At 61.9% G+C, this 25,747-nt stretch carries 25 protein-coding genes and 1 other RNA gene; 10 read left to right on the plus strand and 16 right to left on the minus strand.

What is annotated here, in order from left to right:
* Nucleotides 1-29: 29 nt before the first annotated feature.
* The 3 genes from ABSB13_RS00450 to ABSB13_RS00460 form a co-directional block, all read right to left on the minus strand.
* Nucleotides 30-488, minus strand: a complete 459-nt coding sequence (locus ABSB13_RS00450) for an RrF2 family transcriptional regulator (RefSeq protein ID WP_428104496.1) — start codon at nucleotides 486-488, stop codon at nucleotides 30-32.
* 113 nt (nucleotides 489-601) lie between these two features.
* Nucleotides 602-1,444, minus strand: a complete 843-nt coding sequence (locus ABSB13_RS00455) for an LLM class F420-dependent oxidoreductase (protein WP_428104498.1) — start codon at nucleotides 1,442-1,444, stop codon at nucleotides 602-604.
* A 103-nt stretch (nucleotides 1,445-1,547) separates the two neighbouring features.
* Nucleotides 1,548-3,497, minus strand: a complete 1,950-nt coding sequence (locus ABSB13_RS00460; RefSeq protein ID WP_428104500.1) for a S9 family peptidase — start codon at nucleotides 3,495-3,497, stop codon at nucleotides 1,548-1,550.
* 229 nt (nucleotides 3,498-3,726) lie between these two features.
* On the opposite strand from ABSB13_RS00460, the gene ABSB13_RS00465 reads away from it, so the two are divergent.
* The 3 genes from ABSB13_RS00465 (at nucleotide 3,727) to ABSB13_RS00475 (ending at nucleotide 5,956) form a co-directional block, all read left to right on the plus strand.
* Nucleotides 3,727-3,921, plus strand: a complete 195-nt coding sequence (locus ABSB13_RS00465) for a ferredoxin (protein ID WP_424673732.1) — start codon at nucleotides 3,727-3,729, stop codon at nucleotides 3,919-3,921.
* Nucleotides 3,922-3,984: 63 nt separating this feature from the next.
* A complete protein-coding gene (locus ABSB13_RS00470; protein WP_428104502.1) occupies nucleotides 3,985-5,244 on the plus strand; it encodes a cytochrome P450 in 1,260 nt (419 codons plus the stop codon).
* Between the two features lie 13 nt (nucleotides 5,245-5,257).
* Nucleotides 5,258-5,956 (plus strand): pirin family protein, encoded by a 699-nt coding sequence (locus ABSB13_RS00475; RefSeq protein WP_428104504.1) that lies wholly within the window; start codon nucleotides 5,258-5,260, stop codon nucleotides 5,954-5,956.
* Nucleotides 5,957-5,978: 22 nt separating this feature from the next.
* Here the strand turns inward: ABSB13_RS00475 and ABSB13_RS00480 are convergent, their stop codons facing one another.
* Complete coding sequence (locus ABSB13_RS00480) at nucleotides 5,979-6,662, minus strand: HAD family hydrolase (protein WP_428104506.1); 684 nt, start codon at nucleotides 6,660-6,662, stop codon at nucleotides 5,979-5,981.
* Between the two features lie 179 nt (nucleotides 6,663-6,841).
* Complete coding sequence (locus ABSB13_RS00485) at nucleotides 6,842-7,648, minus strand: response regulator (protein ID WP_428104508.1); 807 nt, start codon at nucleotides 7,646-7,648, stop codon at nucleotides 6,842-6,844.
* A 244-nt stretch (nucleotides 7,649-7,892) separates the two neighbouring features.
* On the opposite strand from ABSB13_RS00485, the gene ABSB13_RS00490 reads away from it, so the two are divergent.
* Both ABSB13_RS00490 and ABSB13_RS00495 read left to right on the plus strand, forming a co-directional pair.
* Entirely contained in the window at nucleotides 7,893-8,015 is a 123-nt protein-coding gene (locus tag ABSB13_RS00490) for a hypothetical protein (RefSeq protein ID WP_428104510.1), read from the plus strand.
* Nucleotides 8,012-8,749 (plus strand): potassium channel family protein, encoded by a 738-nt coding sequence (locus ABSB13_RS00495; protein WP_428104512.1) that lies wholly within the window; start codon nucleotides 8,012-8,014, stop codon nucleotides 8,747-8,749. Before ABSB13_RS00490 ends, ABSB13_RS00495 begins: the two co-directional genes overlap by 4 nt.
* A 61-nt stretch (nucleotides 8,750-8,810) precedes the next feature.
* Here the strand turns inward: ABSB13_RS00495 and ABSB13_RS00500 are convergent, their stop codons facing one another.
* The gene (locus ABSB13_RS00500; protein ID WP_428104514.1) at nucleotides 8,811-9,644 is read right to left on the minus strand and encodes a high-affinity nickel-transport family protein; all 834 of its coding nucleotides are present in this window, start codon (nucleotides 9,642-9,644) and stop codon (nucleotides 8,811-8,813) included.
* Between the two features lie 190 nt (nucleotides 9,645-9,834).
* Nucleotides 9,835-10,192, minus strand: a transfer-messenger RNA (tmRNA) gene (ssrA, locus tag ABSB13_RS00505).
* A 133-nt stretch (nucleotides 10,193-10,325) separates the two neighbouring features.
* Here ssrA and smpB point away from each other — a divergent pair.
* Nucleotides 10,326-10,817, plus strand: a complete 492-nt coding sequence (smpB, locus tag ABSB13_RS00510; protein ID WP_428104516.1) for an SsrA-binding protein SmpB — start codon at nucleotides 10,326-10,328, stop codon at nucleotides 10,815-10,817.
* On the opposite strand, the gene ABSB13_RS00515 is transcribed toward smpB, so the two are convergent.
* The 5 genes from ABSB13_RS00515 to ABSB13_RS00535 form a co-directional block, all read right to left on the minus strand.
* The gene (locus ABSB13_RS00515) at nucleotides 10,814-11,674 is read right to left on the minus strand and encodes a nucleotidyltransferase domain-containing protein (RefSeq protein WP_428104518.1); all 861 of its coding nucleotides are present in this window, start codon (nucleotides 11,672-11,674) and stop codon (nucleotides 10,814-10,816) included. The two genes, smpB and ABSB13_RS00515, sit on opposite strands and share 4 nt — an antisense overlap.
* Nucleotides 11,675-11,741: 67 nt before the next feature.
* Nucleotides 11,742-12,767: a M48 family metallopeptidase gene (locus ABSB13_RS00520; protein WP_428104520.1), complete on the minus strand. Its 1,026-nt coding sequence runs from the start codon at nucleotides 12,765-12,767 to the stop codon at nucleotides 11,742-11,744.
* 28 nt (nucleotides 12,768-12,795) lie between these two features.
* Nucleotides 12,796-13,356 (minus strand): LemA family protein, encoded by a 561-nt coding sequence (locus ABSB13_RS00525; RefSeq protein WP_428104522.1) that lies wholly within the window; start codon nucleotides 13,354-13,356, stop codon nucleotides 12,796-12,798.
* A 141-nt stretch (nucleotides 13,357-13,497) separates the two neighbouring features.
* Nucleotides 13,498-13,920, minus strand: a complete 423-nt coding sequence (locus ABSB13_RS00530) for an Hsp20/alpha crystallin family protein (protein WP_428104524.1) — start codon at nucleotides 13,918-13,920, stop codon at nucleotides 13,498-13,500.
* Between the two features lie 207 nt (nucleotides 13,921-14,127).
* Nucleotides 14,128-15,426 carry a 4Fe-4S binding protein gene (locus tag ABSB13_RS00535; RefSeq protein ID WP_428104525.1) on the minus strand — a complete coding sequence of 433 codons (1,299 nt, stop codon included), beginning with the start codon at nucleotides 15,424-15,426 and terminating at the stop codon, nucleotides 14,128-14,130.
* Between the two features lie 232 nt (nucleotides 15,427-15,658).
* Here ABSB13_RS00535 and ABSB13_RS00540 point away from each other — a divergent pair, with 232 nt between their 5' ends.
* Nucleotides 15,659-16,408 carry a tRNA1(Val) (adenine(37)-N6)-methyltransferase gene (locus ABSB13_RS00540; RefSeq protein ID WP_428104527.1) on the plus strand — a complete coding sequence of 250 codons (750 nt, stop codon included), beginning with the start codon at nucleotides 15,659-15,661 and terminating at the stop codon, nucleotides 16,406-16,408.
* Nucleotides 16,409-16,494: 86 nt separating this feature from the next.
* On the opposite strand, the gene ABSB13_RS00545 is transcribed toward ABSB13_RS00540, so the two are convergent.
* Together ABSB13_RS00545 and ABSB13_RS00550 are read right to left on the minus strand one after the other, a co-directional pair.
* The gene (locus ABSB13_RS00545) at nucleotides 16,495-17,379 is read right to left on the minus strand and encodes an alpha/beta fold hydrolase (RefSeq protein WP_428104529.1); all 885 of its coding nucleotides are present in this window, start codon (nucleotides 17,377-17,379) and stop codon (nucleotides 16,495-16,497) included.
* A gap of 36 nt (nucleotides 17,380-17,415) precedes the next feature.
* On the minus strand, nucleotides 17,416-18,711 hold the full coding sequence (locus ABSB13_RS00550; protein WP_428104531.1) for a YhjD/YihY/BrkB family envelope integrity protein: 1,296 nt from the start codon (nucleotides 18,709-18,711) through the stop codon (nucleotides 17,416-17,418).
* Nucleotides 18,712-18,876: 165 nt separating this feature from the next.
* Here ABSB13_RS00550 and ABSB13_RS00555 point away from each other — a divergent pair, with 165 nt between their 5' ends.
* From ABSB13_RS00555 to coaE, 3 genes are read left to right on the plus strand one after another with little or no spacing between them, the layout of a single operon-like run.
* A complete protein-coding gene (locus ABSB13_RS00555; RefSeq protein WP_428104533.1) occupies nucleotides 18,877-21,330 on the plus strand; it encodes a glycosyltransferase family 2 protein in 2,454 nt (817 codons plus the stop codon).
* On the plus strand, nucleotides 21,330-23,108 hold the full coding sequence (locus ABSB13_RS00560; protein WP_428104535.1) for an ABC transporter ATP-binding protein: 1,779 nt from the start codon (nucleotides 21,330-21,332) through the stop codon (nucleotides 23,106-23,108). Before ABSB13_RS00555 ends, ABSB13_RS00560 begins: the two co-directional genes overlap by 1 nt.
* Before the next feature lie 30 nt (nucleotides 23,109-23,138).
* Nucleotides 23,139-23,744: a dephospho-CoA kinase gene (gene coaE, locus ABSB13_RS00565; RefSeq protein WP_428104537.1), complete on the plus strand. Its 606-nt coding sequence runs from the start codon at nucleotides 23,139-23,141 to the stop codon at nucleotides 23,742-23,744.
* Here coaE and ABSB13_RS00570 read toward each other — a convergent pair.
* On the minus strand, nucleotides 23,741-24,517 hold the full coding sequence (locus tag ABSB13_RS00570) for an adenosylcobinamide-GDP ribazoletransferase (RefSeq protein WP_428104539.1): 777 nt from the start codon (nucleotides 24,515-24,517) through the stop codon (nucleotides 23,741-23,743). The genes coaE and ABSB13_RS00570 overlap by 4 nt on opposite strands.
* A 457-nt stretch (nucleotides 24,518-24,974) precedes the next feature.
* Nucleotides 24,975-25,694, minus strand: a complete 720-nt coding sequence (locus ABSB13_RS00575; RefSeq protein WP_428104541.1) for a glutathione binding-like protein — start codon at nucleotides 25,692-25,694, stop codon at nucleotides 24,975-24,977.
* Between the last annotated feature and the right edge of the window lie 53 nt (nucleotides 25,695-25,747).

The following is a 25,747-nucleotide window of genomic DNA, read 5'->3' on the forward strand; positions in this document are numbered from 1 at the left end:
TAATTCCCAAAAAAAGAGCATCCCTGGTTTCAAATCGCAAAACTCAGCGGTTCCTTGCCGTTAACTACCGACTCGACCTGCTTGAGCATGTCCGCCAGCGATGTCGAGTCCATTATCTTCGCGGTCGCGTCGCGGACTTCCTTCATTACGAATCTAATTGCACAAGTGCGCTCGTCGCGGCATTCACGGCATCGCATGTACGCCATCTTGCTGACACATGGCAGCGGTGCGATTGGCCCGTCCAGTACGCGCACAATGTGCCCAACGCTGATCAGCTGAGGATCGCGGGCAAGGAAATATCCGCCACCCTTGCCCTTCTTGCTCTGGAGCAGTCCCTGGTTCTTGAGTTCGAGCAGGATCAGTTCCAGAAACTTGCGCGGAATATCTTCGCGCTGGGCCAAGTCGGATATGAGCACGGGTCCCTGACCGTATTCCTTGGCCAATACCATCATCGCCTTGAGCGCGTATTTCGACTTTTTCGAAAGCATTTTATCGACTCTTAATCGATAGGGTCGCTAGAGTAAGGATCGGGACTGGCTCAGTCAAGAGCCTCGGGATAAAAATATTTAGACGCCGCCAGACAGAAAATTCCGGCTTCGGGTCAGCGCGCCTTGGCCTTCAGCTCGGCGTACTTGTCGAGCATCGGGAGCACGGTATCGCGTGGGGCGGGCGGCAGCCCGAAAATCAGCCGCTCGAGGCCAAGGTCGAGTAATGTTTTAATGCGTTCCTCTTTGGGACCGACGCCAAACATCGAGACGGGAAGTTTCCTCCGGCCGGCCTTCATCCCCGCTTCGGCGAGCGCTTTCAGGCTGGCGGCGAGATCGTAACGCGGCGAATAGATCGGCATCCATCCGTCGCAATACTCGGCGACGCGATCGAAGGTCCTGGGCGATTGCGAACCGAGGATGATCGGCGGTCCACCCGCCTGCACCGGTTTGGGAAACGACCAAATCGGATCGAAGTTCACGAACTCGCCGTGAAACTCGGCCGCCTCCCTGGTCCATATTTGGCGCATCGCGAGAATTTTTTCCCTGACGATTTTCCAGCGCCGCTTGAACACCGCCCCATGATTCTCCATCTCCTCGACGTTCCAGCCCGCGCCGATGCCGAAGATCACGCGGCCGCCCGAGATCATGTCGAGCGACGCCACTTCCTTGGCAAGCGTGATCGGGTCGCGCTCGACCACCAGGCATACTCCGGTGCCGAGTTTGAGTTTTTTGGTTACGGCCGCCGCCGCGCCGAGCGCGACGAACGGATCGTGCGTATGCCAATACTCCTTTGGCAATTCGGTTCCGCCGGGGAAGGGCGTCTTGCGCGACGCGGGTATGTGAGTGTGCTCGGGAAAGAACATCGACTCGAAGCCGCGTTCTTCAGCCGCGCGCGCAAGTTCGATCGGCTGGATTGCGTAGTCAGTCGGGAACATCGAGATTCCGAATTCGGCCATGGCGATTCCTCCTGAATCAGGCGCCGACGGGTCGTCGTCCGCGCCCCGTTGCGATTTCATAGCACAACCGATCGGCGAAGCGCCCGCACACGCTGCGGCAATGCTAGTTCTGATGCTTCAGCGGCGACGCGCCGACGACGCGGAGCTTCGCGGTCGAGCCGGGAATCCGATCGCCTTTCATCGGCTCGTAGCGGCCGCCCAGATTGTCGGCCAGGAACTTCTCCATGCGGGCGGTGAAGTCGAGCCGGTTTTCGGGCCGCACGAAGCCGTGGCCTTCGTCGGTGTATAAAACGTAAACCGCGCTCGCGCGATGCTTGGCGATCGCATCGGCGATCTGCTCGGCCTCGGCCTGCTTCACGCGTGGGTCGTTTGCGCCCTGGCCGATCAGCATCGGGATTTTTATTTTGCCGGCGGAGAACAGCGGCGACGCCGTGGTCAGCAGCGCCTTGTCCCCGGGAGCGCCGGGATTCCCAACCCTGGTGAAGAAGATCGAGCGCGCGACCTCCCAATACGGCGGAAACGACTCCAACAACGTAAACAGATTCGACGGGCCGCATTCGTCCACCGCGCATCGATACAGATCGGGCGTGAATGCCGCCCCGGCCAGCGCCGCGTAGCCGCCGTACGAACCGCCGAATATCGCGACTCGCTTCGGATCGGCGATGCCCTGATCCACGGCCCACTTGACGCCGTCGCTCAGGTCGGTCTGCATTTCGAGGCCCCATTGGCGGTCGCCGGCATGCAGATACTTCTTTCCGAATCCGGTCGAGCCGCGAAAGTTTATCTGCAGCACGCCGTAACCGCGGTTCGCCAGCAGTTGGATATAGGGATTGAAGCCCCAGCTGTCGCGCGCCCACGGCCCGCCGTGCACCACGAGCACGAGCGGGAGATTCCTGGGCGGCGCGCCAAGGGGAAGAGTGAGGTAACCGTTGATTTTCATCCCGTCGCGGGCGGCGAATTCAACCGGCTTCATCGCGGCGAGCGGCGCGTCGTCGAGTTTGGGCTGGGTGCTGAACAAAAACGTCGCTTTCCTTGCTGCGCGATCCCACGAGTAGCAGCGCGCCGGCGCACGGTCGCTTACGAACGAGACGAGCCACGTCTGGTCGGCGAGGTCGCGGTCAACGACGGTGAAATCTCCGGTGGCGATTTTCGCGATCGCTTCGAAGTCGGCCTGAACCGACGGGTCGACGACGGTCCAGTGCATCCGGCCGGGGTCAAACGCGGCTGCCTGCACGACGTGACGGGTCGGCTGAATCATCGCGTCGCTCAGGTCCGCATCGTCGCTGTGCGCGATAACCGTTTCATGGCCCGACGCGATCTCATGGCGCACCAGGCGTGCGGTGTCCGTCCCGATCGAGCTGCTGAGAAAGATCGATCGCCCGTCCTGGCTGAAGTCCAGCGCCGCCAGGTTGTCTTCCATCGCGGCTTTCATCAACGTGCGCCACGGACCAGCCGCGCGGTCGCGAATCCGAAGCTCGGTGCCGCCGTCGGGCATCGTGACCGTGGCCGCGCGCACTATCAGGTCGTCGTCGGCAAGCCATCCCGCGACGTCGCCGGGGTTTTGGGTATCGAGTTCGACGGCGCCGGTGCGCAGATCGATTCGATAGACGTCCATCAATTTGCGATCGCGCAGATTGAGCGCGACCAGTATCCGGCCGGGAAATTTCGGACTGGACGCGACGACCTCGGAGCGTACGCCCTGCCATGGCGTCAAATCGCGGACGTTGTGCGAATCGAGATCGACGGCGAACAGGTGGAAGTTTTCGTCGCCGGCGGCGTCCTGTGCATAGAGGATCGTTTTCGAATCGAACGCCCATCCGTAGTATTGGATTCCACGGCTCTGGTCGGCGGTGACGACGCGCGCGTCGTGCCGGCCGACGGTTTGCACCCACACCTGCAGGATTTCGTGTTCGTCGGGAGCGAGCCATGCCAGCCGTTTGCCGTCGGGCGCGATATGCGGATTGGCGCGCTCGGGATTGCCGAGCAGAGTGTCGCGCGGAATCAGCGGCGGCGGCTGGGCAAAGCCGGCAGGCGGGGGAATTGTCGAAGTCATCGTGAGGAGCGCAATTATCAGCGAAAACTTCTGCGCGAATCCGAACATCGATCACAAGGATGACAGAAAAAATCGCGCAATGAAGGGTGCGCAGGCATTGCCCGCACCCTCACCGGCCGGCCGTGGCGCGGCGCGTCAGGTACTTATTCGCGGCTGCGCGCTCCTAGTCGCAGGAATTGCCCTCTTATATGATCGATTCGCCGGGCGGCGAAAAAGGAGAACCCATCAAATGAAGGTCGTTGTCGATCAGAAACTGTGCGAGGGGAACACGAGATGCCAGCAGACGGCGCCGGAAGTGTTCGAGGTGCGAGACGACGACAAGAGCCATCTGTTGATCGACAATCCGCCCGAGCGCATGCGCGAAAAGGTCAAGCTTGCGGCAAAACTGTGTCCCCGCCAGGCCATCACGGTCAGCGACGACTAGAGGCCCGAGAGCTCAGAATGCGGAATCGAGACGGAAATCGCGGGATCGCGGAGACACTCTTCAATGGAAACTGAAAGCGCACTGTCACTGGAATCGTTGAACATCATTGGACCCGACCATTACGCGAAAAACGGCTATCCGCATCGCGAGTGGACGTATCTGCGCAAGCACAAACCGGTTTTCTGGTGCGAGTACCCCAAGACCGATCCATTTTGGGCGATCACCAAGCACGCCGACATCATTCAGATTGCCAAGCAACCGCGGCTGTTCCTCAACGGTCCGCGCTTGCTGGTGTTTGTCAACGAGATGGGGCTGGAGCGGAGTCCGACGCCGCCCTTCCGCCATCTGCTCGACATGGATCCACCGGATCATGGCGAATATCGCGCGGTGGTCAGCCGCCGTTTCACGCCGCGCGGCGTGCGTCCGCTGGGGCCTGAAATCGAGAACATCACGCGACAGGTGCTCGACGACGTGACCGGGCGCGACAAGTGCGACTTTGTCATCGACGTATCGTCGAAGATTCCACTTGCCGTCATCGCCGAGTTGTTGGGTGTTCCGCATAAAGATTGGGAACAACTCTTCAGATGGACCAACGAGACGATCGGCGGCGGCGACCCCGAATTCCAGGCTGGAACGACCGCGCAGGAGACGATGGATCGTTCGCGGCTGGGCCTGTTCCAGTATTTCACCGACATGGTGGTGGACCGGATGAAGCACCCGGCCGACGACATCACCAGCGTCGTTGCCAACGGCAAGGTCAACGGCCAGCCGATCGCGCAGTTCGAAATGCTGTCGTACTATTTCCTGCTGGTGGTGGCCGGCAACGAGACCACGCGCAACGCGACCACCGGCGGTCTGCTGGCTTTCATCGAGCATCCGGAGCAGTGGCAAAAGCTCAAGCGCCATCCCGAGCTGATCGACTCGGCCGTCGAGGAGATCGTGCGCTGGACGACACCGGTTATTCAGTTCGCGCGGACCGCGACCGAAGATACCGAGATTCGCGGCCAGAAGATCAAAGCCGGCGAATCGGTGTGCCTGTTTTATCCGTCGGCGAACCGCGATGAAGAAGTTTTCGAGCAGCCTTTCAAGTTCGACATCAGCCGCGATCCGAATCCGCATATCGCATTCGGCCTCGGGGAGCATTTCTGTCTCGGCGCGAATCTGGCGCGGCTCGAACTGAAGGTGATTTTCAGCCAGCTCGCGCAGCGCCTCGATGACGCCGAACTCGCGGGTCCCGTCGAGCGGCTGCGCTCGAGCTTCGTCGGCGGAATCAAGCACATGCCGATCCGGATGAAGATGAAGCCGGCGGCCGGCGCCGCCTGAGGGCGGGTCCTCGATGATAACTCCGCGCAGGTCCGCCGACCGCGGTCGCACCAGGATCGACTGGCTCGACAGCCGCCACACTTTCTCGTTCGGCGACTACTACGATCCCGGCCAGATGGGATTTCGCACGCTGCGCGTAATCAACGAGGATCGCGTCCGCCCCGGCGCGGGCTTTCCCACCCATGCGCATCGCGACATGGAGATCATCACCTACATTCTCGAAGGCGCGCTCGAACACAAGGACAGCCTTGGCACCGGCTCGATCATTCGACCGGGCGAAGCGCAGAGAATGAGTGCCGGGGCGGGAATCACGCACAGTGAATTCAATCATTCGAAAGCTGACCCGGTTCATTTTCTGCAAATCTGGATCACGCCTTCCACGCGCGCAATCGCTCCGGGCTACGAGCAGCGGACCATCGACGAGGCGAAGGCGCGCGCCGGCTTCGCGACTGTAGGCTCTCCCGATGGCCGTGATCAGTCCGTGAAAATTCATCAGGACGCCGTGCTGTCGGTAGCAAAGCTCGAGCGCGGACAGACTGCCGGGACCAATCTGAAGAAGGGCCGCCATGGATGGGTGCAAGTGGCGCACGGCGAAGTCGCGGTCAACGGTGTCACGCTCGCGGACGGCGACGGCGCCGCGGTCAGCGACGAAGAGCAAGTGACGATAGTCGCCAACTCTCCCGCCGAGGTCCTGTTGTTCGATCTCGCGTGAGTGCGCAGCGCCTCGCGAGCGCTCAGCCGGGGCGCGATCCCGCACGCAGGCGCGCAAGATCGTAGTCGCGCAGCTGATCGATTCTATCCACCGTGACGTCGGGCACCGGGTACCTGGCCGTCTCCTTCGCATCGGCAGCGTAGTGCCCCTGGCGGGGGAACACCGTCGTCACGCGCGCGCCCCACGCCGTCTTCACCGCGTCGAGGATTCGCGGCTTGTCGTCGATCAACACGTAATGATCGGCGGGATAGCGGGTCCGCACGTCGTCGAGCTCCTGTTCCTTGTGGATGTAAATCATCACGTTTTCATCGACGGCTTCGCGCAGTCCCGACCGCTCGATCTTGAGCGGCTGAAAGACCATGTCGCCATCGGACAGGATCGCCGTCTCGCCGTATTGTCTGAATTTTTCAATCACGTCGAGCGAGCAGGGGAACAACCGATTCGCGAAATGGTAGTTCATCAGGAAGTACGACACGGCGATGATTCCGAAGTCGCGCGGATGATTGACCCGATAGCGTTGCAGCGCGCCGAGATAATCCGCGTAGCCGAGCTCGGTGCGCAACTGCTCAAAATATTCCCAGTAGTGCTGTTGTTGGTCGTGGCCGATGTTGCGCTCGAGATCGCGCTTCATGTCGGCAACGATGCGATCGTTGTCGATCAGGGTGTTATCGACGTCAAATAAAAAAACGACATGTTCTGCGGCCATCGGCTTGAAGGTCCTCCGCCGACAATGATTGCGATTGTTGGCCTTCAAGCCAAACGGATTAGCCATCCGCTACATGACAAGCGATGAGCACGACGACCGGGGTTGGCAGGGCCTGGCTGTTCGAGTCGCGAATGAATACAGGTGGTTACGCGCGAACCGGGAGAGTCAGACGGTTGCGGTCATCGCTCTTCCGACTCACGCAAGACGCGGCTGATCCGCGCCATCAGTTCGCCCGAGTTAAAGGGCTTGGTGATGTAGTCATCGGCGCCGAGCGAGAAACCCTTAACCACTTCAGCTTCGTCGCGATGCGCGCTGACCAGGATTACCGGCATACTCCTGGTGGCAGAATCGCTGCGCAGAGCAGTCAGCGCTTCGAACCCATTCATATGCGGCATCGCCACGTCCATGAGCACCAGGTCGGGTTTCTTGGTACGGGCAATTTCACATGCCTGCGCACCGTCGTGCGCGACATCGCACTCGAAATTGAAGTGCTTCAGGATCGTTGAGATCATAACGACGGTGGTCGCGTCGTCATCGGCGAGTACTACGCGCCGGGCACCGTTTCGAGCTGAAGGTTGAATCGCAGCGGCCGCAGCCTCGACGAATCTGAGAACGCGGTAGGCCCTGAGCAACAATTCGTCGGGCTGGCACGGGCGCGTCATGAAGTCGCGGTTGAGGCCGGCGATCACCGTGAATCGCGCCACCAGTTCCTGGTGTGTGCCGATGATGACCGCGGGCTTGCGGCTGCGCGCGATCATTTCGATCGGGGACGGTTGATCGCCGATGCCGATGGCCGAAGCGTTGATGAAGCAAGCATCGAAAGGAGAAAAGGAGTTGAGCCCGGGAATATTCGGCGCCGCTCCGACCACGTGGCCGATTCCACGGGCGGTTCCCAACACCGCGATGATCGAATCCGCTTCGGGCGTTTCGAATCCCATCAAGGCGAATCTCCTGCCGGCTATCGATTGTTTAATGATCTGGTCCATGGCGCCTCGGTCCTCCTTGCCGCCGAAAAAAGCCGAACAGTCGATCTGCCTGGTGCTAACGCACTCCCCCGGGCGCGATTGACCCTGCGCTCATACGCAACGTGCGTGCCTTGCGGCGATGACAAGCAAAGCCTCACGTAGCGCAGAGCCGTGGCCAGACCACGTCGCGGAGCAGGCCGTACAAGGTCAATGGGTGACCGAAGCGGAGACAGCCATGTCGCACTTTGAGACATGATGAGACACGATGGTCAAGCAGACGACGCATAGCTTTGGCGGCGGGATGGTCCTGATGGCAGCCTCGCTGGTCGCGGGCGCAATGCTCGCCTTGACACCGCCGGTCCCGTTGCGCGACACGGATACATTATGAGCGAGAAAACCAGCTTCCTGAGCCCTTCGGCGCTATGGCGACGGCTGGGGTTGGCGCGGCACAACTGGCCGGGCAGATTTACGATTCTGCTCGCGGCGATTCTGCTGCTGCTGGTCGCTCAGCCGATTTTCTCGGGCCACGCCTTCGAGCAGATTCTTGCGGCCGCGACGATATCTCTTGTGCTGCTGTCCGCTCTTTACGCATTTCGCACGACCAAGACCTACTTCACGATTGCGCTGATACTGATGGTACCTTCGATCGGAAGCCGATTGGTGCTGCAATTCACGGCGAACCCAACGCTCGAGATGGCCGGCGCGATCTCTTCGTGTCTGTTCCTGACCGTGACGGTCTTTGCCCTGGTATCCAGGCTGTTCATCGTAAAGAGCGTTACCTTCGACACTATAAGCGCCGCAATTTGCGCTTACCTGCTGATGGGCGTCGCGTGGGCCTATGCTTTCGCAATCGTCGAACTGCTGCATCCCGGTTCGTTCAGCAACGCGGTTCTCCACAGTACCGCGGGAATCATGTCGCCTCTGCTCGCCTCGTTTCGCACCTTCATCTACTACAGCTTTGTGTGCCTGACGACGACGGGTTTCGGAGATATCCTGCCGGTCTCCGAGGGCGCCCGCAGCCTCTCGGTGATGGAGGCGGTATTCGGCCAGTTGTATATGGCTATTCTGATTGCGCGGCTGGTCGGTCTCGAGATCGCTCAATCGATGAAAGAGGAGCGTTAGCCGGACGTCGCTCGAACTGCTTCGTATCGTACAGTATAGAAGCACTCCACGACCGCGTCCTTCATTGCGGAATCCAGATGGGAGCGGCGCTGAACAGATGGTCAACGATACCTATCTGGTACGCGAGGAACAGGCCAAAGCCGAAACTCAGTAGTCCAGAGCCGGTGACGAGGCCTTGATGGAGCCAGGACGCTCGCCGCGACGCGACCATGAACGGCGTGGCGATTGCGGTTGTGATGAGCCCCATTCCGATGATCGTGCCGACGCAGAAAATCCCGAGGTAGAGCGTCGCCCACAGCGGCTGCGGAATCGCACTCAGGACCAGCAACGCGATCGCGGCGCTGCCGGCGAGTCCATGGACGAGGCCCACTGCGAACGATCTCAGCAGCGGACGGCGCGCGGCGAACGGCGGCAATGTGCCGGCGGGGATGAAATGATCGTGATGCGTCGCATCGTCGCTATCTTCGTGAGCATGAACGTGAACGTGTGAATGCAGGTGCACGGCGCCGTCGTGAGCGTGCGCGTGCGCATGGACGAGCAAGCCTTCATCCTCCGATGAACTCGCGCGCATCCGAGTCGCCGCCTTGCGAATCAAGCTTGCTGCCGAGCCGACGCCGAGCATAATCAGCACGACCGCGACCGCAAATTCCATCGCGAGTCCGAGCCGGGCCGGGATCGCAATTTTGAAAACTATGATGGCGGCGCCCACCAGCAGCACGGTCAGCGTGTGGCCGAGTCCCCATATGACACCGATCCGCGCCGCAGCGAGCAGGCGGCGTTCGCGGCTCAGAATGGTCGTGACGGCGATCACGTGATCGGGATCGGTGGCGTGGCGCATTCCGAGCACCAGTCCAAGCAGCGCGATTGCCAGCGGCGCGGCATTAGCAGGGAGCATCTGGTTGGTTCCTTCAGCCGATCGATCCAACCGACAGTACGCCCATTATTCTGGGCGAAGTGCAACGACGGCCGCCGCGCGGCTCGACGATTTCGCTGCCGGTCGGTCAAGCGCGCAATGGCGCACAAACTCGGGCTCATCGCGGCTTAGCGGCGATTTTGACGCGATCCGCACCGTGCGAATCGGTTTGTGGTGGAGGCGGGGGGAATTGAACCCCCGTCCGAAGGCCTTCCGGCGACGGCCACTACACGCTTAGTCTGCGAATTTTAGCTCGCGTCCGCAACGCCCACAGACGGGCTTTGCTGACGCCAGCCGGCTGAATTTTCGGGACGCCGCCCAGCCGGTGAACTGCGGTTCCCTAGCCCACTAAATGACGCCCCGACCCGCTGCCATGGGCGAGCAGCGGCGGGACGCTAGCGGCCCTTAGGCCGCCAGAGCGTAACCGTTATTGTCTGCGGGTAAATTTCGCAGTCTGCCTGTTTTACGGGTCGACAGCACCCGGCGTGCGACCATGGCCATATTGTCTTCGTCGAATCCAGTTCGCCCCCACGGATCGTGGGTTTTCGATACGAGGCCAGTCGAAACGGTTACATCATTAATCTAAGGCTCCATCGGCGCGTTCGCAACCATGCCTTCGACCCCCTTATCTGCATCGCCGCCTGCGGATAAACTCGCCCTGCGATGGCACGGGACACCCGCAATGGCAAACCATCCGGCGACGGATTCGATCTGGTCGCCGATAACCGCAAGGCGCGGCATGACTTCTTCATCGAGGAGACGCTCGAGGCCGGCCTCGCACTCACCGGCACGGAGGTCAAGTCGCTGCGGGCGCATCGCGCAAATCTGCGCGACAGTTACGCGCGCATCAAGAACGGCGAAGCGTTCCTCGAGAGCGTCCATATCGGCGCCTACGCTCCTGCGGGCCAATTCAGCCACAAGGAAACTCGCGCGCGAAAACTCCTGATGCATCGCCGCGAGATCGATCGCCTGTGGGGCCGGGTGCGCGAGAAGGGCTATTCGATCGTCCCGCTGAAACTATATTTCAAAAACGGCCGCGCCAAGGTTGAACTGGGGCTCGCCAAGGGCAAGCACTCCTACGACAAACGCGAGGCGATCGCGCGCAAGACCTCCGATCGCGAAATCGAGCGCGCCCTGAAAGGACGCAACCGCTAGCGCGCCTGCGGGCTCGTCGCGAGTTGACTCAATTCCGCAACCAGGCTCTGGAAGCTGGCGACGCTCGCCGATAGTTCCGCCGGAGTAGCGCCGATGCTTCCCAGCACGCGCGCGGCGGTATCGTGAAATCGCGCCGGTTTGATCGCGAATCGATGCGACTCCGTGAACGCGCCTTTCTCATTGAGAAAAAATCTGCGATTCAGCGCGTAGAGCACCAGCGTCATGAAACCCGCCGCGCGAAACAGACATCCGGCGACGTACATCACGTCTGCGCGCTCGGCTGGCTTCGCCGCGATCGAAATTTCGAATTCCGCGTCAAAGAGATGCTTGGCTACGGAAGCGGCCCGAAATTTTTCGGGATATTCGCGTACCAGGGACTTGAGATCGGCGATCGTACCCGCCGGATCAAAAAGCGGACGGCATACATGAACTTCACCCGCGTAAATCTGCATATGAAATCCGAGCGGATGACCAAGCTGATAAATGCTGCGAGGGCGTCCGGCGATGCAGTCCTCGATCGCCTCGCGCACCGCGCCAATTTCACGGTAAATGAAATCGACCTGATGGCCCCGAATCTCGAGCCATCCGCCGCCGTTCACCCCCGCTCCCCACTGGCCAAACGAAGTCACCAATCCATCAAGATGGCGATCGTCCAGTTCCTGCGCAGCCGCTCCTAGAGCCGCCGTCGAGAATGGATGGGCGCCGTCGTAATAGATTCCGAGATCGATATCCGATCGTTCGTCCGCGCTGCCGCGCGCGCGTGATCCGCCAAGCACGATCGCGGCTACACCGTCGATCTTCGCGACGCGGCCCGCGACCAGACTGAGTACTTCTTCGATTTCGCTCCGACTTGCCACCCGCCGAGCTTAAGTCGCGCGTCCGAATGGAGCAACGACGAGCGCCGTCGCGGTCTCGACCCCAGTTCTAGCTGCCGGCTGACGTATCGGCGCCGGCCTGCGCGTCGAGCGTGGCCGCGCCCGCCGCACCCAGCAAAGCCTGCAGCCTTGCGATGCGCCTGCCCAGCGGAGGATGCGTCGAAAACAGGTTGGCAAAGAATCCTTCGCTGTCTTCGCGGATGCCCTCGCGAGGATTGACGATGAACAGATGCGCGGTGCCGGCGGTGCCTTGTTTCAGCGGCGACTCAATTTTCGCGATGTGCTCCAACGCGCGCAGCAGTGCTCGCGGGTTGCGCGTGAACTCAACCGACGACGCATCCGCAAGATATTCGCGCTGCCTCGACACCGCCATCGCAAGCAACTGCGAAAAGATCGGCGCCAGCGCCGCCAGCACGATCACCGCAACCGTGATCAGCACCGCCGCCTGATTGTCGCGACCGGAATTGCTCCTGCCGCGCGCGCCGAATCCGCCGAAGAACATCCAGCGGTACACGAAATCCGAAAGCATCGCGATTCCACCGACCATCACCGCGATCATCATCATCGTGCGGATGTCGTAGTCGGCGACGTGCGACATCTCGTGCCCGATCACTCCCTGCAACTCTTCCCGATCCATCTGATCGACCAGTCCCTGGGTGACGCAAATCACCGAATGCGCCGGGTCGCGCCCCGTCGCGAACGCATTCGGCGACTGATCATCGATGAGATACGGCCTGGGCGCGGGCATCCGCGCCGCAGTCGCCATTTCGCTGATCACATCGAGCACCATCTGATGTTTGGGCGTGTCAGGCGTGAGCGGGCGCGCGTGAACCGAGAGCAGCACCAGCGACGCGCCGCTGTAATACGAAACGATCGATTGCACGCCGGCGAAAACCAGCGCGGCAATCGTCAGTACCGGGAAGCCGATCAGCTGTCCGTCGATGATCGCAATATCGCGCGCCGCAAAATCAAGACCAAGCCCAAGCGCTCCGAACAGCAGCATGAACGCGACGACCAGCACTCCGGTCTCGCGGCGATTGGTCGCTTCGAGACTCCTGAAGTTGCTTGATGCCATCGAGCATGCCCGCCGGCGACGCTTGTGCTCAGGCGCGCGGCGTGGTCATCGAAAGGTCAACCTTGGGAACCGCCTGCTCTTCCGGAGCGCCTTTGAAATATTCCGCGGCCTTGAAACCGAAATTGCTGGCGATGAGATTCGTCGGGAAGATTTGGATGCGCGTGTTGAGAGCGAGCACGACGTCGTTGTATGCCTGTCGGGCGAACGCGATTTGATTTTCCGTGGTCGTCAGCTCTTCCTGCAGTTTGAGCACGTTCTCGTCGGCCTTTAGCTGCGGATAGTTCTCCATCACCGCCATCAGTTTACCCAGCCCGGTAGTGATCTGGCTCTCCGCCGCCATGCGCGAGGCCTGGTCCGGCGCGCTGACAGCCTTGGCGCGCGCCTCGACGACCTGAGTGAGCGTGTCGCGCTCGAACTGCATGTAGCCTTTGACGGCTTCGATGAGATTCGGAATCAGATCATGACGGCGCTTCAGTTGTACATCGATCTGCCGCCACGAATTATCTACCTGGTTGCGCAGACTGACTAATCGATTGTATGCAAAGACTACCCACACGACGATAGCCACTACGATAATCAAAAACACCATCTGCGATTCCTCCGTCGAGAGATCAGCCTGAGGTGGCTTCGCCGGCTGCGCCCACGGCGCCGGCGGTATCGATCGTTACGACCCGCCGGCGCCTGGCGCTAAAGCTTACCTGGCCGTGGCTCGAAGCGCCCACTGCGCCTGCTAGTTTTCGAACTCGACTTTGATCTTGAACGGTTTGCTCTCGGGCCGCTTTGGCACTGTCACTTCGAGCACGCCGTCCTTGTACGCCGCCTTGATTCCGTCGTGGCTGGCGTCCTCAGGCATCGTGAACGCGCGGCGCATTGTGCCGTACGCCCGCTCGGACAGATGGACTGCGGCGTCCTTCGACCACTCGGGCCGTTTGCGCTCGGCCTCGACGACCAGATTTCCGTCCTCGACGCGAACATCGACCGATTCACTCGCGATGCCCGCCATCTCGAAGTAGAAATGATAGCCGTCCGCATCTTCGACGACGTCCGCGGCCGGCGCCGCCTTGCGCGCGGGTTCGAGCTCGTTCCACAGCACGTTCCAGCGGCGCAGAAGAGAATCGTTGGGGGTCAGACAGTTATTCATCAGCACTTCCATGCAAAAGCCTCCTGCCGGTATTTGTCTCCGGGGTGATGTTTTATTTCGGGACGCCCGGCGCGGCGAAAACTAAAAACCTCTTTCGCACGTATCGCCTTGCGTCCCACAATCTCAAGCTAAGTACGAACTCGCGGCCGTCAAGGCCAATCGCCGCGGTGCCGCTGATCGGAGGACTGCATCATCGATGCGTCAGGAGCTGATTTTCGGTTACGTCAGGTCTCCGGCCCGGCCGATCGCCGCGCGAATGAACCGCGAGCGCACCTGCTCCCGGGCCAGAATCCGCTGCGCCGGCGGCAGCGCGAGAATCGTGCGCAAGGCCGCGTTCAAGAAACGCGCGCCGCGCCCGGCCCCCTCGTCGAATAGGAGCTGTGCGAGCCGGCCGCGCTCGATCACCATGCGCAGCGTGCGCTCGAGCGTGTCGCGCGGGATGTAGGGCGGCTTCCCGTCGCGCCGCATGCGCATCGCATGCTTGCGACAGGCGTCGGCGCACAGACCGCAGCCGATACATCGATCCTCGTCGACAAGCGGGTGCAGCTCGTTGGTGCGCCGCGCCTCGCTACGCTCGGGACGCATCGTGATCGCGCCGACCGGGCATGCCCGCGCACACCGCGCGCATCCGGCGCACTTGTCGGGATCGGAGTGCGGCTTGAAGCCGCTCGGGTTCACGCCATGCAGATCGAACTGGTTGATCGACTGAAGCTGGACGCAGCAGCATGCGCAGCAACTGCAGATGTAGGTCGGCTGCTGTTGGACGTTGTCGGCGATATGGACCAGGCCGCGGGCGCGCCCGGCGGCGAGCAGGTCGAGCGCCTCCGAACGATCGATGGCGCGGCCGAAGTTGCGACGGATGACGAAGTCCGCGCCGGCGTTGAGCGACATGCAAATCTCCTGCGGCGCGTCGCAGGCTTTGCCGAGGTGCTCGGCCTTGTGGCGGCAGTGACATAACGACACCGAGCGGGATTGCGCGTCGCCAACGACGGCGGTGGCGCGCTCATAGTCCAGCACCTCGGGCACGTCGTCAGCCAGCCCCGACTCATGCACCAGTGCGCGCCCAATTACCGTCTCTTCGCCAAAGACCTCGCGCACGAACGTGTCATCGCCGTGCACGTAAGCGTCGAGCGCCTGGGCCATGCGCTTTTTCGGGATCGAGTCCTTCGCGCGCATCATCGAGAACTCGAAGAAGCCGGCCATCGGCGGCGCCAGCACGTACTTGGTATCACCGGTCTCGGGATGGACGAGGTCGAGCACCAGGCCGCGGTCGCAGAGGGCCTCCAAGCGGGGCTTGAGCGCCGCGGGGGCAAGGTTCAGGCGATGAGCAATGCCGTCAAGCCCGGTAGGCATGACCGGCATCCGCGAGGCCAGCTCGGCCTCCTCGGGGGTATAGAGGATTTCGAGGATTTCCTTCCAACCATTCCAGGCGGCTGGATCGTGCGGCTCCGGGAGCGCAACCTGGGTAGCCTCCAGGCGGCGCACGTACGCGCGGTACTCATCCTTGAGATGGCCCAAGTGCCCCATCCGAACCTCCCTCAAGACCGCCGAACCGGGATTTGGTTTTCACTCACCGGTTCCAACTTGGCGTATAGACCCAACGGCCTCGTGCTACAAGCCTCTAGCAGGTTTTGGTCCCCGATGCTTCCAGCCGAGCCGGGAAAGGCGGGGCTGGCGGTTTTCGAGGCGGTCGCAATCTCTTGCACGAATGGCCGGGCCATCTTAAAGCTGTGCTTCTTCGGCGGCATTCATGACGGCGATTTCAAGCAACGAAAACGAAACTCGCGACACGATCCTGGACGGGCGTATCGCGCTGATCCAGCCCAGGCATGGGTACCGCTTCTCGGTCGAGGCGATTTTGCTCGGCCGCTTCGCGCGCGCCAGTACGCGCGAGCGAGTGCTCGAGTTGGGCGCCGGATGCGGCGTCGTAGCGATCATGATGGCCGCCCTTTATCGACCGCGCGAAGTCGTCGCGATCGAGATCCAGCCGCCACTGGCGGCCATGATTGTCCGCAGCGCCGCGATCAACGGCATCGAGTCGGTGAATGCGGTTTGTGCGGACCTTCGGCAGAGAAAAATCGCAGGCGTCGAGCCTGCAAGTTTCGACCTGGTCGTCGCCAATCCTCCCTATCGCGCAGCAGCCGCCGGCCGCGAGAATCCCGATCACGGCCGCCGCGTGGCACGCGGCGAAAGCGCTGCCGTTGCCGTGCTTATGGATTTCGTCGCGGCCGCGCACCGCTACGCCCGCCGCGGCGGGCGGGTTGCATTTGTCTTCACCGCACGCAGAAGCGCCGAGCTGATTTCCGCGATGCGCTCGAAGCAGCTCGAGCCCAAGCGCATCCGTTTCGTTCATCCGCGGATTGCGATGCCGGCATCGGTGATGTTGATCGAGGCCCGCGCCGGCGGCGGAATCGAAGTAGCTATCGAGCCACCGTTGATTCTCTACGAACGTCCGGGGATATACACCAGCGAAGCGCGCGCAATACTCAGTTCGCCCTGACTGAGATACCTCGCCCGTTATTTTACGGGAGAGGAGGCCGACCGCCTGGCGGTCGGTAGGTGAGGGTTCTGGATCGAGCGCAACCATTACTCAGACGTAAGGAATTCGCTCGCTTGATCCGCGACGTAGCCGGGCATTTCCATCGGCATAAAATGGCCCGCGGCGGCCACATCGATCACCCGCCCGTTCTTGAGCTGCTTCGCGACTTTTCCGGATAGCACTGCGCCGAGCGAATCCTCGCGCGCGCCGAACATTATCAACAGCGGCGCCGCGCAGCGTAAAATTCGCCCGAGTCCGTCGAAGTCGCGCGCCGTTTCATAGAATTTTGCCTCGACCTCGGGCGCGCATTTGAGTTCGCGCCGGCCGTCGCTCGTCGGACGCGTCCCGAACTGGCAATAGTCGCGGACAATCTGCTTGTCCCAGGTGTTATACGGCGGCTTATTGTGGAAGCTCGAGTACATCGCCTCGACGCTGTCGAAAATGCGCCTGCGCTTCAGCGTCCGCTTGACGAACGGACCGCGCCATCCGAGCTCCGGCGCGGTCGGCGACTCGAAGATTACCGGCTCGACCAGGACTGCGCGTGAGATCAGGTCCGGGCGCTCGCAAGCAAGCCCGCCGATCGCCGTCGCGCCGGCAGAATGGCCGACCGCCCTAACGCCAGACCATCCCATCGAAGTTATAAACCCTTCGAGGTCCCGCATCGTCGCGTCCCAGCTATAGTCGCCGTCGGGCGGCGCCGAGCTGTCGCCGTGGCCGCGCTGATCGTAACTGTACACGTGACCAATCGCGCGCAGCGGCTCTGCGAGCGGCCGATAGATGCGGCCGAGAAATCCGGTCGCGTGCAGGATCACGATTGGCGAGCCGTTGCCGCCCCAGTCCAGCGTATGCATCCGGAGGCCGTTGACGTTCACGAAGCTCGACACCGGTTCACTGAATTTCGAGCTGCTGTCCCGGGGTTCGATTTTTTCCATGTCTCGCTGTTGCGAGGAACTACACTCGCGACGAATTCAGTGGTTGGCTTTGTTCTCGATCGCCGCCGGCTCCCGATCGACGGCCTTGGCCTCGGGAGAGCGGATGTCTTCGAGTGTAAGCGTCTTGAGCAGGTCGTTGCGCAGGGCCCCTATCTTCGCCAGCACGCGGTCGACGCGCGGATCGCCGCCGCTGGCGCCCTGATCGAACTCGACGGATTTGAGCGCGTCCGCCAGGACGATCGTCGAAGACTGGCGCGCCAGAAACAGCCCCTGATTCAGCGGACCGGCGCTCGAATCAGCCTCGATTACGAAGCCGCCGGCCTTGAGTCCGTCCAGAATCGGGAGAATTGCGGATTGCGCGACGCAGAGTTCGCGGGCAAGCGTCCACGACGTGACTTCGTCACCGCCGTGAAAGGCGCGATCCGCCACCCGGATCAGGATGTGCATCGTCGCCGAATACAGAAAATCCGGCGACATTGGCCCCAGCATCGGCGGCACGTCACCGCGCTGTACCGCCGCGGTCAGTTCGGCGCCAAACAGAATCACCGACCACGCGATGTAGATCCAGACCAGGAAAATCGGCAGCGTCGCCATCGCGCCGTAGATTGCCCGATAGTTGGCGACACCTACCTGGAAGCGCACGTATCCCCACTGCGCGAGCTGAAACAGCACCGCGGTCACAAATGAACCGATCAGCGCGGGAACATATTTGACTTTGGTGTAGGGGAAAAAGACGAACAGGAAAAAGAATCCGGCCCACACGAACAAGTACGGCAGTAGTTGGGTGATAAATGGAAATTGCGAAATCCGCACCGAGAATACCGCGGTCACGCCCAGCGCCGCCACGATCAGGAACGGCACCGTGAACAGCACGCTCAAGTAGTCGGAGAACTTGCGAAAATAGCTGCGGCTCTGCGGCACGCTGAAGATCGTGTTGAGCGCCTGCTCGACCGTGCCCATCGTGGAAATAACCGTGATCAGCAGGAACGCGCCGCCCGCCGAACCCAGTGCGGCCGCATTCACGTTCTCGACGTAGCCCATCAGCTGCGACGACGATGGGCCGAGTCCCAGGTATTGCTCGACCAGTGGACGCAATCGTTGCGCGCCGCCGAATCCTTTAACCGCGGAAAATGCCAGCGCAAGAATTGGCACGATCGACAACGCGACCGTGAAAGTCAGCGCGGACGCGCGCAGCAGATCGTTGTTGCTGATGAATCCTTCGACCGTGTGGTTCAGGACGTGCCAGACGTGAAGCGCGGTTGTGTGCCGCGATGCCCTGGCTTTGAGGTCCAGGGTCTTGCTCTCGAGCCAGCCGGGTGTGCGTCGCGCCACGTCAGATTACGGCTGCGATACTCATCCGCGATTTCCACCGCAGGATTGCGCCGCCGCCGATTTGCCCTTCACGAATCGATTGTCAGGGCATGCCTTGCGCGATGTCAAGCGTGCGGCCGCGCGGCGCGTTGCGCGCCCGTGCGCTTTGCGATTAGCTCATCGTTCATGGCTCGGCTGGCAGCGCACGGAAAATACCTCCTCGACGGCGCGCAGAAATTCTATCTTCGCGGCGTTTCGTACGGCCCGTTTGCTGCGAATTCCCGCGGCGAAAGATATCCCGAGCCCGAGCGCGCCGCCGCCGACTTCGCCCTGATGAGCCGGCTGGGCGCCAATCTGATTCGTCTCTACGTTCCACCGCCGCCGTGGATGGTCGAGGAGGCGCAGAAGGCTGGACTGCGCATGATGCTCGGCGTCCCGTGGCCGTTTCACATGGCATTTTTGGATTCACGCGACATGATGCGCGACATCCGCGACGCGATCCGCAAGACGGTTCTCGAGACGCGCGAATTCGGCGAGACCATCGCAGCCTACAGCATCGGCAATGAGATTCGATCGGATATCGTGCGCTGGCACGGGCCGCGCGCCGTCAGCCGCTTCCTCGCCGAACTTCGCGACATCGGAAAACAGATCGACCCCGGAGCGCTTTTCACCTATTCGAACTATCCGTCAGCCGAGTATCTTGATCTGAGTTTTCTCGATTTCATTTCGTTCAACGTGTATCTGCATCGCGAGGAAGACTTCCGCCGTTACCTGACCCATCTGATGGGACAATCCGGCGAACTGCCGCTGGTGCTCAGCGAAACCGGCATGGATACGGTCCGCGAGGGCGAGCAACATCAGGCCGAACTCCTTTCATGGCAGTGCCGTGGGGCGTTCGAGCTGGGATTGTCCGGCTTCATCGTGTTCGCATTCACCGACGAATGGCACACCGGCGGATCCGAGATCACCGACTGGGCATTTGGACTGACCCGCCGCGATCGCTCGCCCAAACTCGCCTTCGACGCGGTCGCCAGGGTCTTCGGCGGCAATCTGCCGCCTCCGCTTGCGGCCGCTCCCAAAGCGAGCGTGGTGGTAGCCGCTTACAACGCCGCATCGACACTTGGCGAATGTCTCTCCTCGATTCGCGAGCTCAACTATCCAGACTACGAAACAATCGTCATCGACGACGGATCGACTGATTCGACTTCTGAAATCGCCAGCCGCGCCGGAGTCCGCGCGATTCGCGTCGAGCACAATGGTCTGGCCGCCGCGCGCAACGCCGGCGTCGGCGCCGCATCCGGCGATGTCGTCGCGTTCATCGACGCCGACGCGCGTGCCGATCGCGATTGGCTGTATCATCTGGTCGAGACGGTCAAGCGTCGCGATGCGGCCGCGGCGGCCGGCCCGAATTTCGCCCCCGCTCCCGGATCTGCTCGCGCCGCCGCGATGGCTGCCGCGCCCGGACTGCCGCGCGAGGTGCGTGCCGGCGACGATCGCCTCGCGCAACTGTGCGGATGCAACATGGCGATTACCAAAGCCGCGCTGCTGAAGGTCGGCGGCTTCGATCCGATGTTCACCACCGCCGGCGACGACGTGGATCTTTCCTGGCGCCTTGCGGCGTCGCATGAAACGCTTGCGTACGCTCCTGGAGCGGTCGTGATTCACGAGCGGCGTGCGACTCTCGCCGCCTACCTCCGCCAGCAGCGCGGCTACGGCGCCGGTGAGGGCTTGCTGCTGCGCAAATTTCCGCTCCGGATCGCTGACCAGGACGGGATCTACGCGGGGCCGTCATGGATCGGCTCGATGTTCCGCGGCGCGCGCGTCTATTACGGCGCTTTCGGCCGCGGCCTCTTTCAGACCGTCTATTCGACTGGCAACTCGTACGCCGACCTGCCGCTGACCATTCAATGGGTCGGGTTGTCGCTGATTTTTCTGATCCTTGGCGGAGTCAATCGCATGCTGGGCGTGCTCGGCGCCGGTGGAATCGCACTCTCGATGCTGGCCGCTGGGGCGAGCGCGGCGTCTGCCCCTTTGCCGCGCGCGCATCGCGGCCCGGCGGCGCGAATCTATCTATGGATCGTCAATCTGCTCGGCCCTGCCGTTCGCAGTCTTGCGCGCGAGCGCGTCAAATGGCGATTCGAGCCCGCGACTGTCAATGGAGATTACAACGGTCCGCTGAAGTTAAACGCCCAGCTCGAGTTCGTCATGTCAGACGGCGCCGTGCGAATCGATTCCGCGACGATACTTGCCGCCATCCGCGATGCATTGGTTCGCCGCGGCGTCGCAGTGGCCGAGACCGACGGCTTCCAGTCCTACGATCTCGAGATCGTCGTTGCGCCGATGATTCGCGTGCCGATAAATGCGTTGCTCCGGAACGACGGACGCATCGCGCTGCTCTGGCGTCTTCGATCGGCGCCGCGCCGGGCGCTGATCTTCACGGCAATCGCGCTGCTCGTTTTGTTGGCCGCGGGATTGTCAGTGCGTGCGGGAATCGCCGGCGTAGTATGCACCGCAATCGCAGTCGGGCTGTTGGCGATCAATCGCGCGCGGCGTATCCCCGCGATCATCAAAGCTTGCGCCGCCGAAGTAGCTGGATCGCTTGGCATCTCGATGGCAACGCGCTCGGAAGGCGACGCTTGATGCGCACGCTGGAACTTTACGGCCACGTTATTCGCAGGATGCGTCCGCATCTGGGCCGTCTCGCGATCGCGATCGGCGGTGTGCTGCTTGCCGCGACGACCGAGGTGCTCAAGCCGTGGCCGCTCAAGATCGTAATCGACAATGTGCTGCGTGGCGCGCCGATGGTGAGCAAATGGATTCCACCGATGCCGCGCGGCGAGCTTCTGGCAGCCGCGTGCATCAGCCTCGTCATCCTCTACGCGCTGCTCGGCCTGCTCAACGTCATGACGAATTACGTCACCGTCTCGATCGGCCAGCGGATGGTCAACGAGTTGCGCGCGCGCCTGTTCGATCATTTGCAGCGCCTATCGCTGTCATTTCATCGCCGCCGCGAAATCGGCGACTTGATGGTGCGCATCACCTACGACACCTACTCGATTCAAACCATCGCAATGAATGGATTCTTCCCGGTGTTGTCGTCGCTGATTCTGCTGGGTGAGATGTTCGTTGTGATGATCAGGATGGACGCGACGCTGACGCTCGTGGCGCTCGCCATAGTGCCGTTCCTGATTCTGTTAATCATGTCGATCAGCGGTCGAATCGACGCGATCGCCGGCGGCGCGCGAATCAAGGAGAGCCGTCTGTTCACCGTCGCGCACAGCGCGCTCGCCGCGATTCACGTCGTGCAGGCCTTCACTCGAGAGGCCGAGTCGTACCGCGAGTTCGTCGAATCGAGCAGTGAAAGTCTGGGCGCGACTTTGCGCTTGTACACGCTGCAAACGATTTACGCCGGCGCGGTCGGCGTGTTGATCGCGTGCGGCACGGCCGTCGTGATTTACCTCGGCGCGCAGCACGTCCTTGATGGGCGGCTCACGATCGGCGAGCTGATCGTTTTTACGACTTACCTCGCCTCGCTCTACGCGCCGGTGAACCAGATTTCTCAAACCTACGGACAGATCGAAGGCGCGAAGGCCGGACTCAGGCGATGCCTCGAGTTGCTCGCAATAGATCCCGCAATCAAGGATCGTGCGGGCGCGCAGACGCTTGCCCGCCCCCGCGGCGAGATCGAATTCGACAATGTCGTGTTCGGCTACGAACCGGGCCGCACCGTGCTCAAGGGGATCAGCTTCAAGGCTGCGCCGGGCGAGACCGTCGCGATCGTCGGTCCGAGCGGCTCCGGAAAAACCACGATGGCCAGTCTGCTCGCGCGCTTTTACGAACCACAGCAAGGCGCGATCAAGATTGACGGCAACGATACCCGCTACCTCACCCTCGATTCGATCCGCGGCAACATCGCGATGGTCCTGCAGCCGCCGCTCGTGCTCGGAGACACGATGCGCGTCAACGTCGCGTTCGGAAAGCCGGTGGCTGACGACGCGCAAGTGCTCCGCGCGATCGAAATGGCGCGGCTCGGACCCGTGCTCGCCAAGTTGCCGGCCGGTCTCAACGAAGTGGTGGGCCAGGGCGGACACAGTCTTTCCGAGGGGGAGGCGCAGCGCGTCACCATCGCGCGTGCGTTGCTCAAGGACGCGCCGATTCTGATCATGGACGAACCGACCAGCGCGCTGGATTCTGAAACCGAATCGATGGTGCTCGCCGCCGTGCACGAGGCGATGCGCGGACGGACCACGCTGGTGATCGCGCACCGGCTCTCGACGGTTCAGAACGCCGATCGAATACTCGTGCTGCGCGACGGCGTAATTGCCGAGCAGGGAACCTTCAGCGAGTTACTGGCTCGAGGCGGCTTCTTCAGCTACCTCTACAGCATTCAGGCGTGGAGCCGGGAAGCCGCCGGCTGAAGCCGCCGCGCTCATTTGCCGGGAAGATAGATGCTTACAATTGGCCTCACTGGTGGAATCGGTTCGGGCAAGAGCACCGTCGCGCAGATCCTCGGCGAATTCGGGGCGCCGATTCTCGACGCCGACAAAATCGCGCACGCCACTTACGCTCCCGGCGGTCCCGCCTACGACGCGGTCGTCGCGGCCTTCGGCGCGGGTATTGTTGCTCCCGATCGCACGATCGATCGCAGGAAACTCGGTTCCGTCGTGTTTGGAAATCCCGAGCAACTGGGCAAGCTCACGTCGATCGTATGGCCCGCCACCTTCGAGAGCATCCGCCGCAACGTCGCCGAATTGCGCGCGCGCGGTGCCAGGATACCGATCGTGGTCGAGGCTGCCATTCTCATCGAGGCAAATTGGCAGCCGCTGTTCGACGAAATCTGGCTGGTGCGCGCCTCGCGCGAGCAAGTGGTCGCTCGAATCGAGCGCCAACGCGGGCTCAAACCGGCTGAAACCGAGGCGCGCATCCGCGCGCAGTTGCCCGACGAGCAACGCGCGAAGCATTCCAGCCTCGTGATCGAGAACAATGGATCGCTCGACGAGTTGCGCGACCTGCTGAAATCGGTGTGGTCCGATGCGCTCAAGCGAAACGGTTAGGCGCCAAGCGCCGCCAGCACCACGAACGTAACCACTTCAACCAGCGCACACCCTCCCGCCAGCATGTAACCCGAGGCCCCGCCCATGCGCCGGCTGAGCACCAGCCGCGCCGCCAGGATGGTCAGCGCCAGCGCGACGATCACCGCCAGTCCGACGTTTTGATACAACCCCATCGTGAGTCCCAGCGCGACCGCGCTGGAGACGGAAAACTCGCGAAACGAAATGCCGCCTTCGTACGGGATGCCGAGGCCCCAGTGCTCCAGCGGTTTGAGCCCGTAGCCGATCGCAATGATCGCCCATCGCGACAGCATCATCGCCATCACGATCGCCGCCGCCCGTCCCGCGTCGTCGGTGATTCGCGACAAGCACCAAATTTCGAATGCGAACGCTCCGATCGCAGCAATCGCGCCGACCGGTCCAATTCGCGCCAGTCCGGTCGAGGCTGGCCGGGTGCCGCGGCGAAGCACTTCCACCGTGTCCGCGACTCCGCGATTTGCCAGCCCCAGCGACAGCCCCACCGCTATTATCAGCACGACGAACGAGCGTCCGACCAGTCCGAAGACCAGGCCGGCGGTTCGATCGGCAATCGCGAGAACTGCGCCGAGGACGAATCCGACAATCGGGAAATAGACCGTCGCGCGCGAGCGCTGCGCGGCGGTGCCCTGCGATCTTTCGTCGAGGATTGGCCACAGCGTCAGCGTCGCAGATGCCAGCACGGCTTCGAACAGCAGTTCGCGCACACTTGGAAAACTCGTATCGCCCGCCGATTCCATCGCGACCCCGGTTCAATATACGAAATCTGACTAATCACTCTCCCCGTAACCAGTTCTAACAGGGACGAAGTCCCGCGTCATTTCTTATCTTAATACGGGGAGGTCACCCCGCGCGCGACAGAAGAATCACCTGCGCGGTGGGCGGCAGGGGCTGACCCCTGCACCCACTGTTAATCGAAAAGTCCGCCGAAGCGTCCTTTTCTCTCAAGGCTGAGAGCGAAAGCCCGTCCTCGGGATTTCGCGATGGACACTGGGTGCCGGGCTCAGCCCTGCCGCGGGCCCTTCTATCGCGTAGTCGCGAAAAGATGCGCTGCGCAGATTTTCGCGTCTTCTCACTACTGGGTGCAGGGGCCGCAGCCCCTGCCCGTGGCGACGGCAGCGCAGTATTAAGCCGTTGGCAGGGACCGCGCGCGACAACGGAGCGCGGCCTTAATGCTGAGTGCAGGGGTCACCCCTGCTAGCGCTTCTCGAACTGCTTGTCGCCGAACAGTATGTCCCACGTTTTTTTGTCATGGGCCGGTTGATTCGCCTGCGTCGCCGCGCGCATCCTTTCCACAACCTCGCTCATCACGGCGAAACCGCTCTGGGTCGCCGGCCGTGCGCGCAGCTCGTCGTACCATTTCTTCAGATTCGGAAAATCTTCGAGGTTCTGTCCCTGCATCGAATGCGGCACGAGCCACGGGTAGGTCGCGATATCGGCGATCGAGTAATCGCCCGCCAGGTACTTCGCTTCGCCCAGGCGCTTGTCGATCACGCCGTAAATCCGTTTCGCTTCGCTGGTGTAACGGTTGATCGCGTACTCGAGCTTCTCGGGCGCGTAGCGGCGGAAGTGATGCGCTTGGCCGAGCATCGGGCCGACGCTCGCCATCTGAAACATCAGCCACTGGATCACGTTGTACTTTCCGCGCGTTTCCGACGGCATCAGCTTGCCGGTCTTCTCGGCCAGGTACATCAGGATCGCGCCCGACTCGAAAATCGAAATTGGTTTTCCGCCGGGGCCGTCGGGATCGGTGATCGCGGGCATTTTGTTGTTCGGGCTGATCTTGAGGAACTCGGGCTTGAACTGCTCGCCCGCGCCGATATTGAGCGGGATCACATTGTACTTGAGGCCGACTTCCTCGAGCATCCACGTGATCTTGTAGCCGTTGGGCGTTGGCCAGAAATATACGTCGATCATCGGCAACTCCTTGTACGTTTATTCGAAACGAAGCGTCCGTTTCATATTGCAAC

It is taken from the genome of Binatus sp. (SeqCode), from assembly GCF_050013435.1.
GTDB lineage: Bacteria > Desulfobacterota > Binatia > Binatales > Binataceae > Binatus.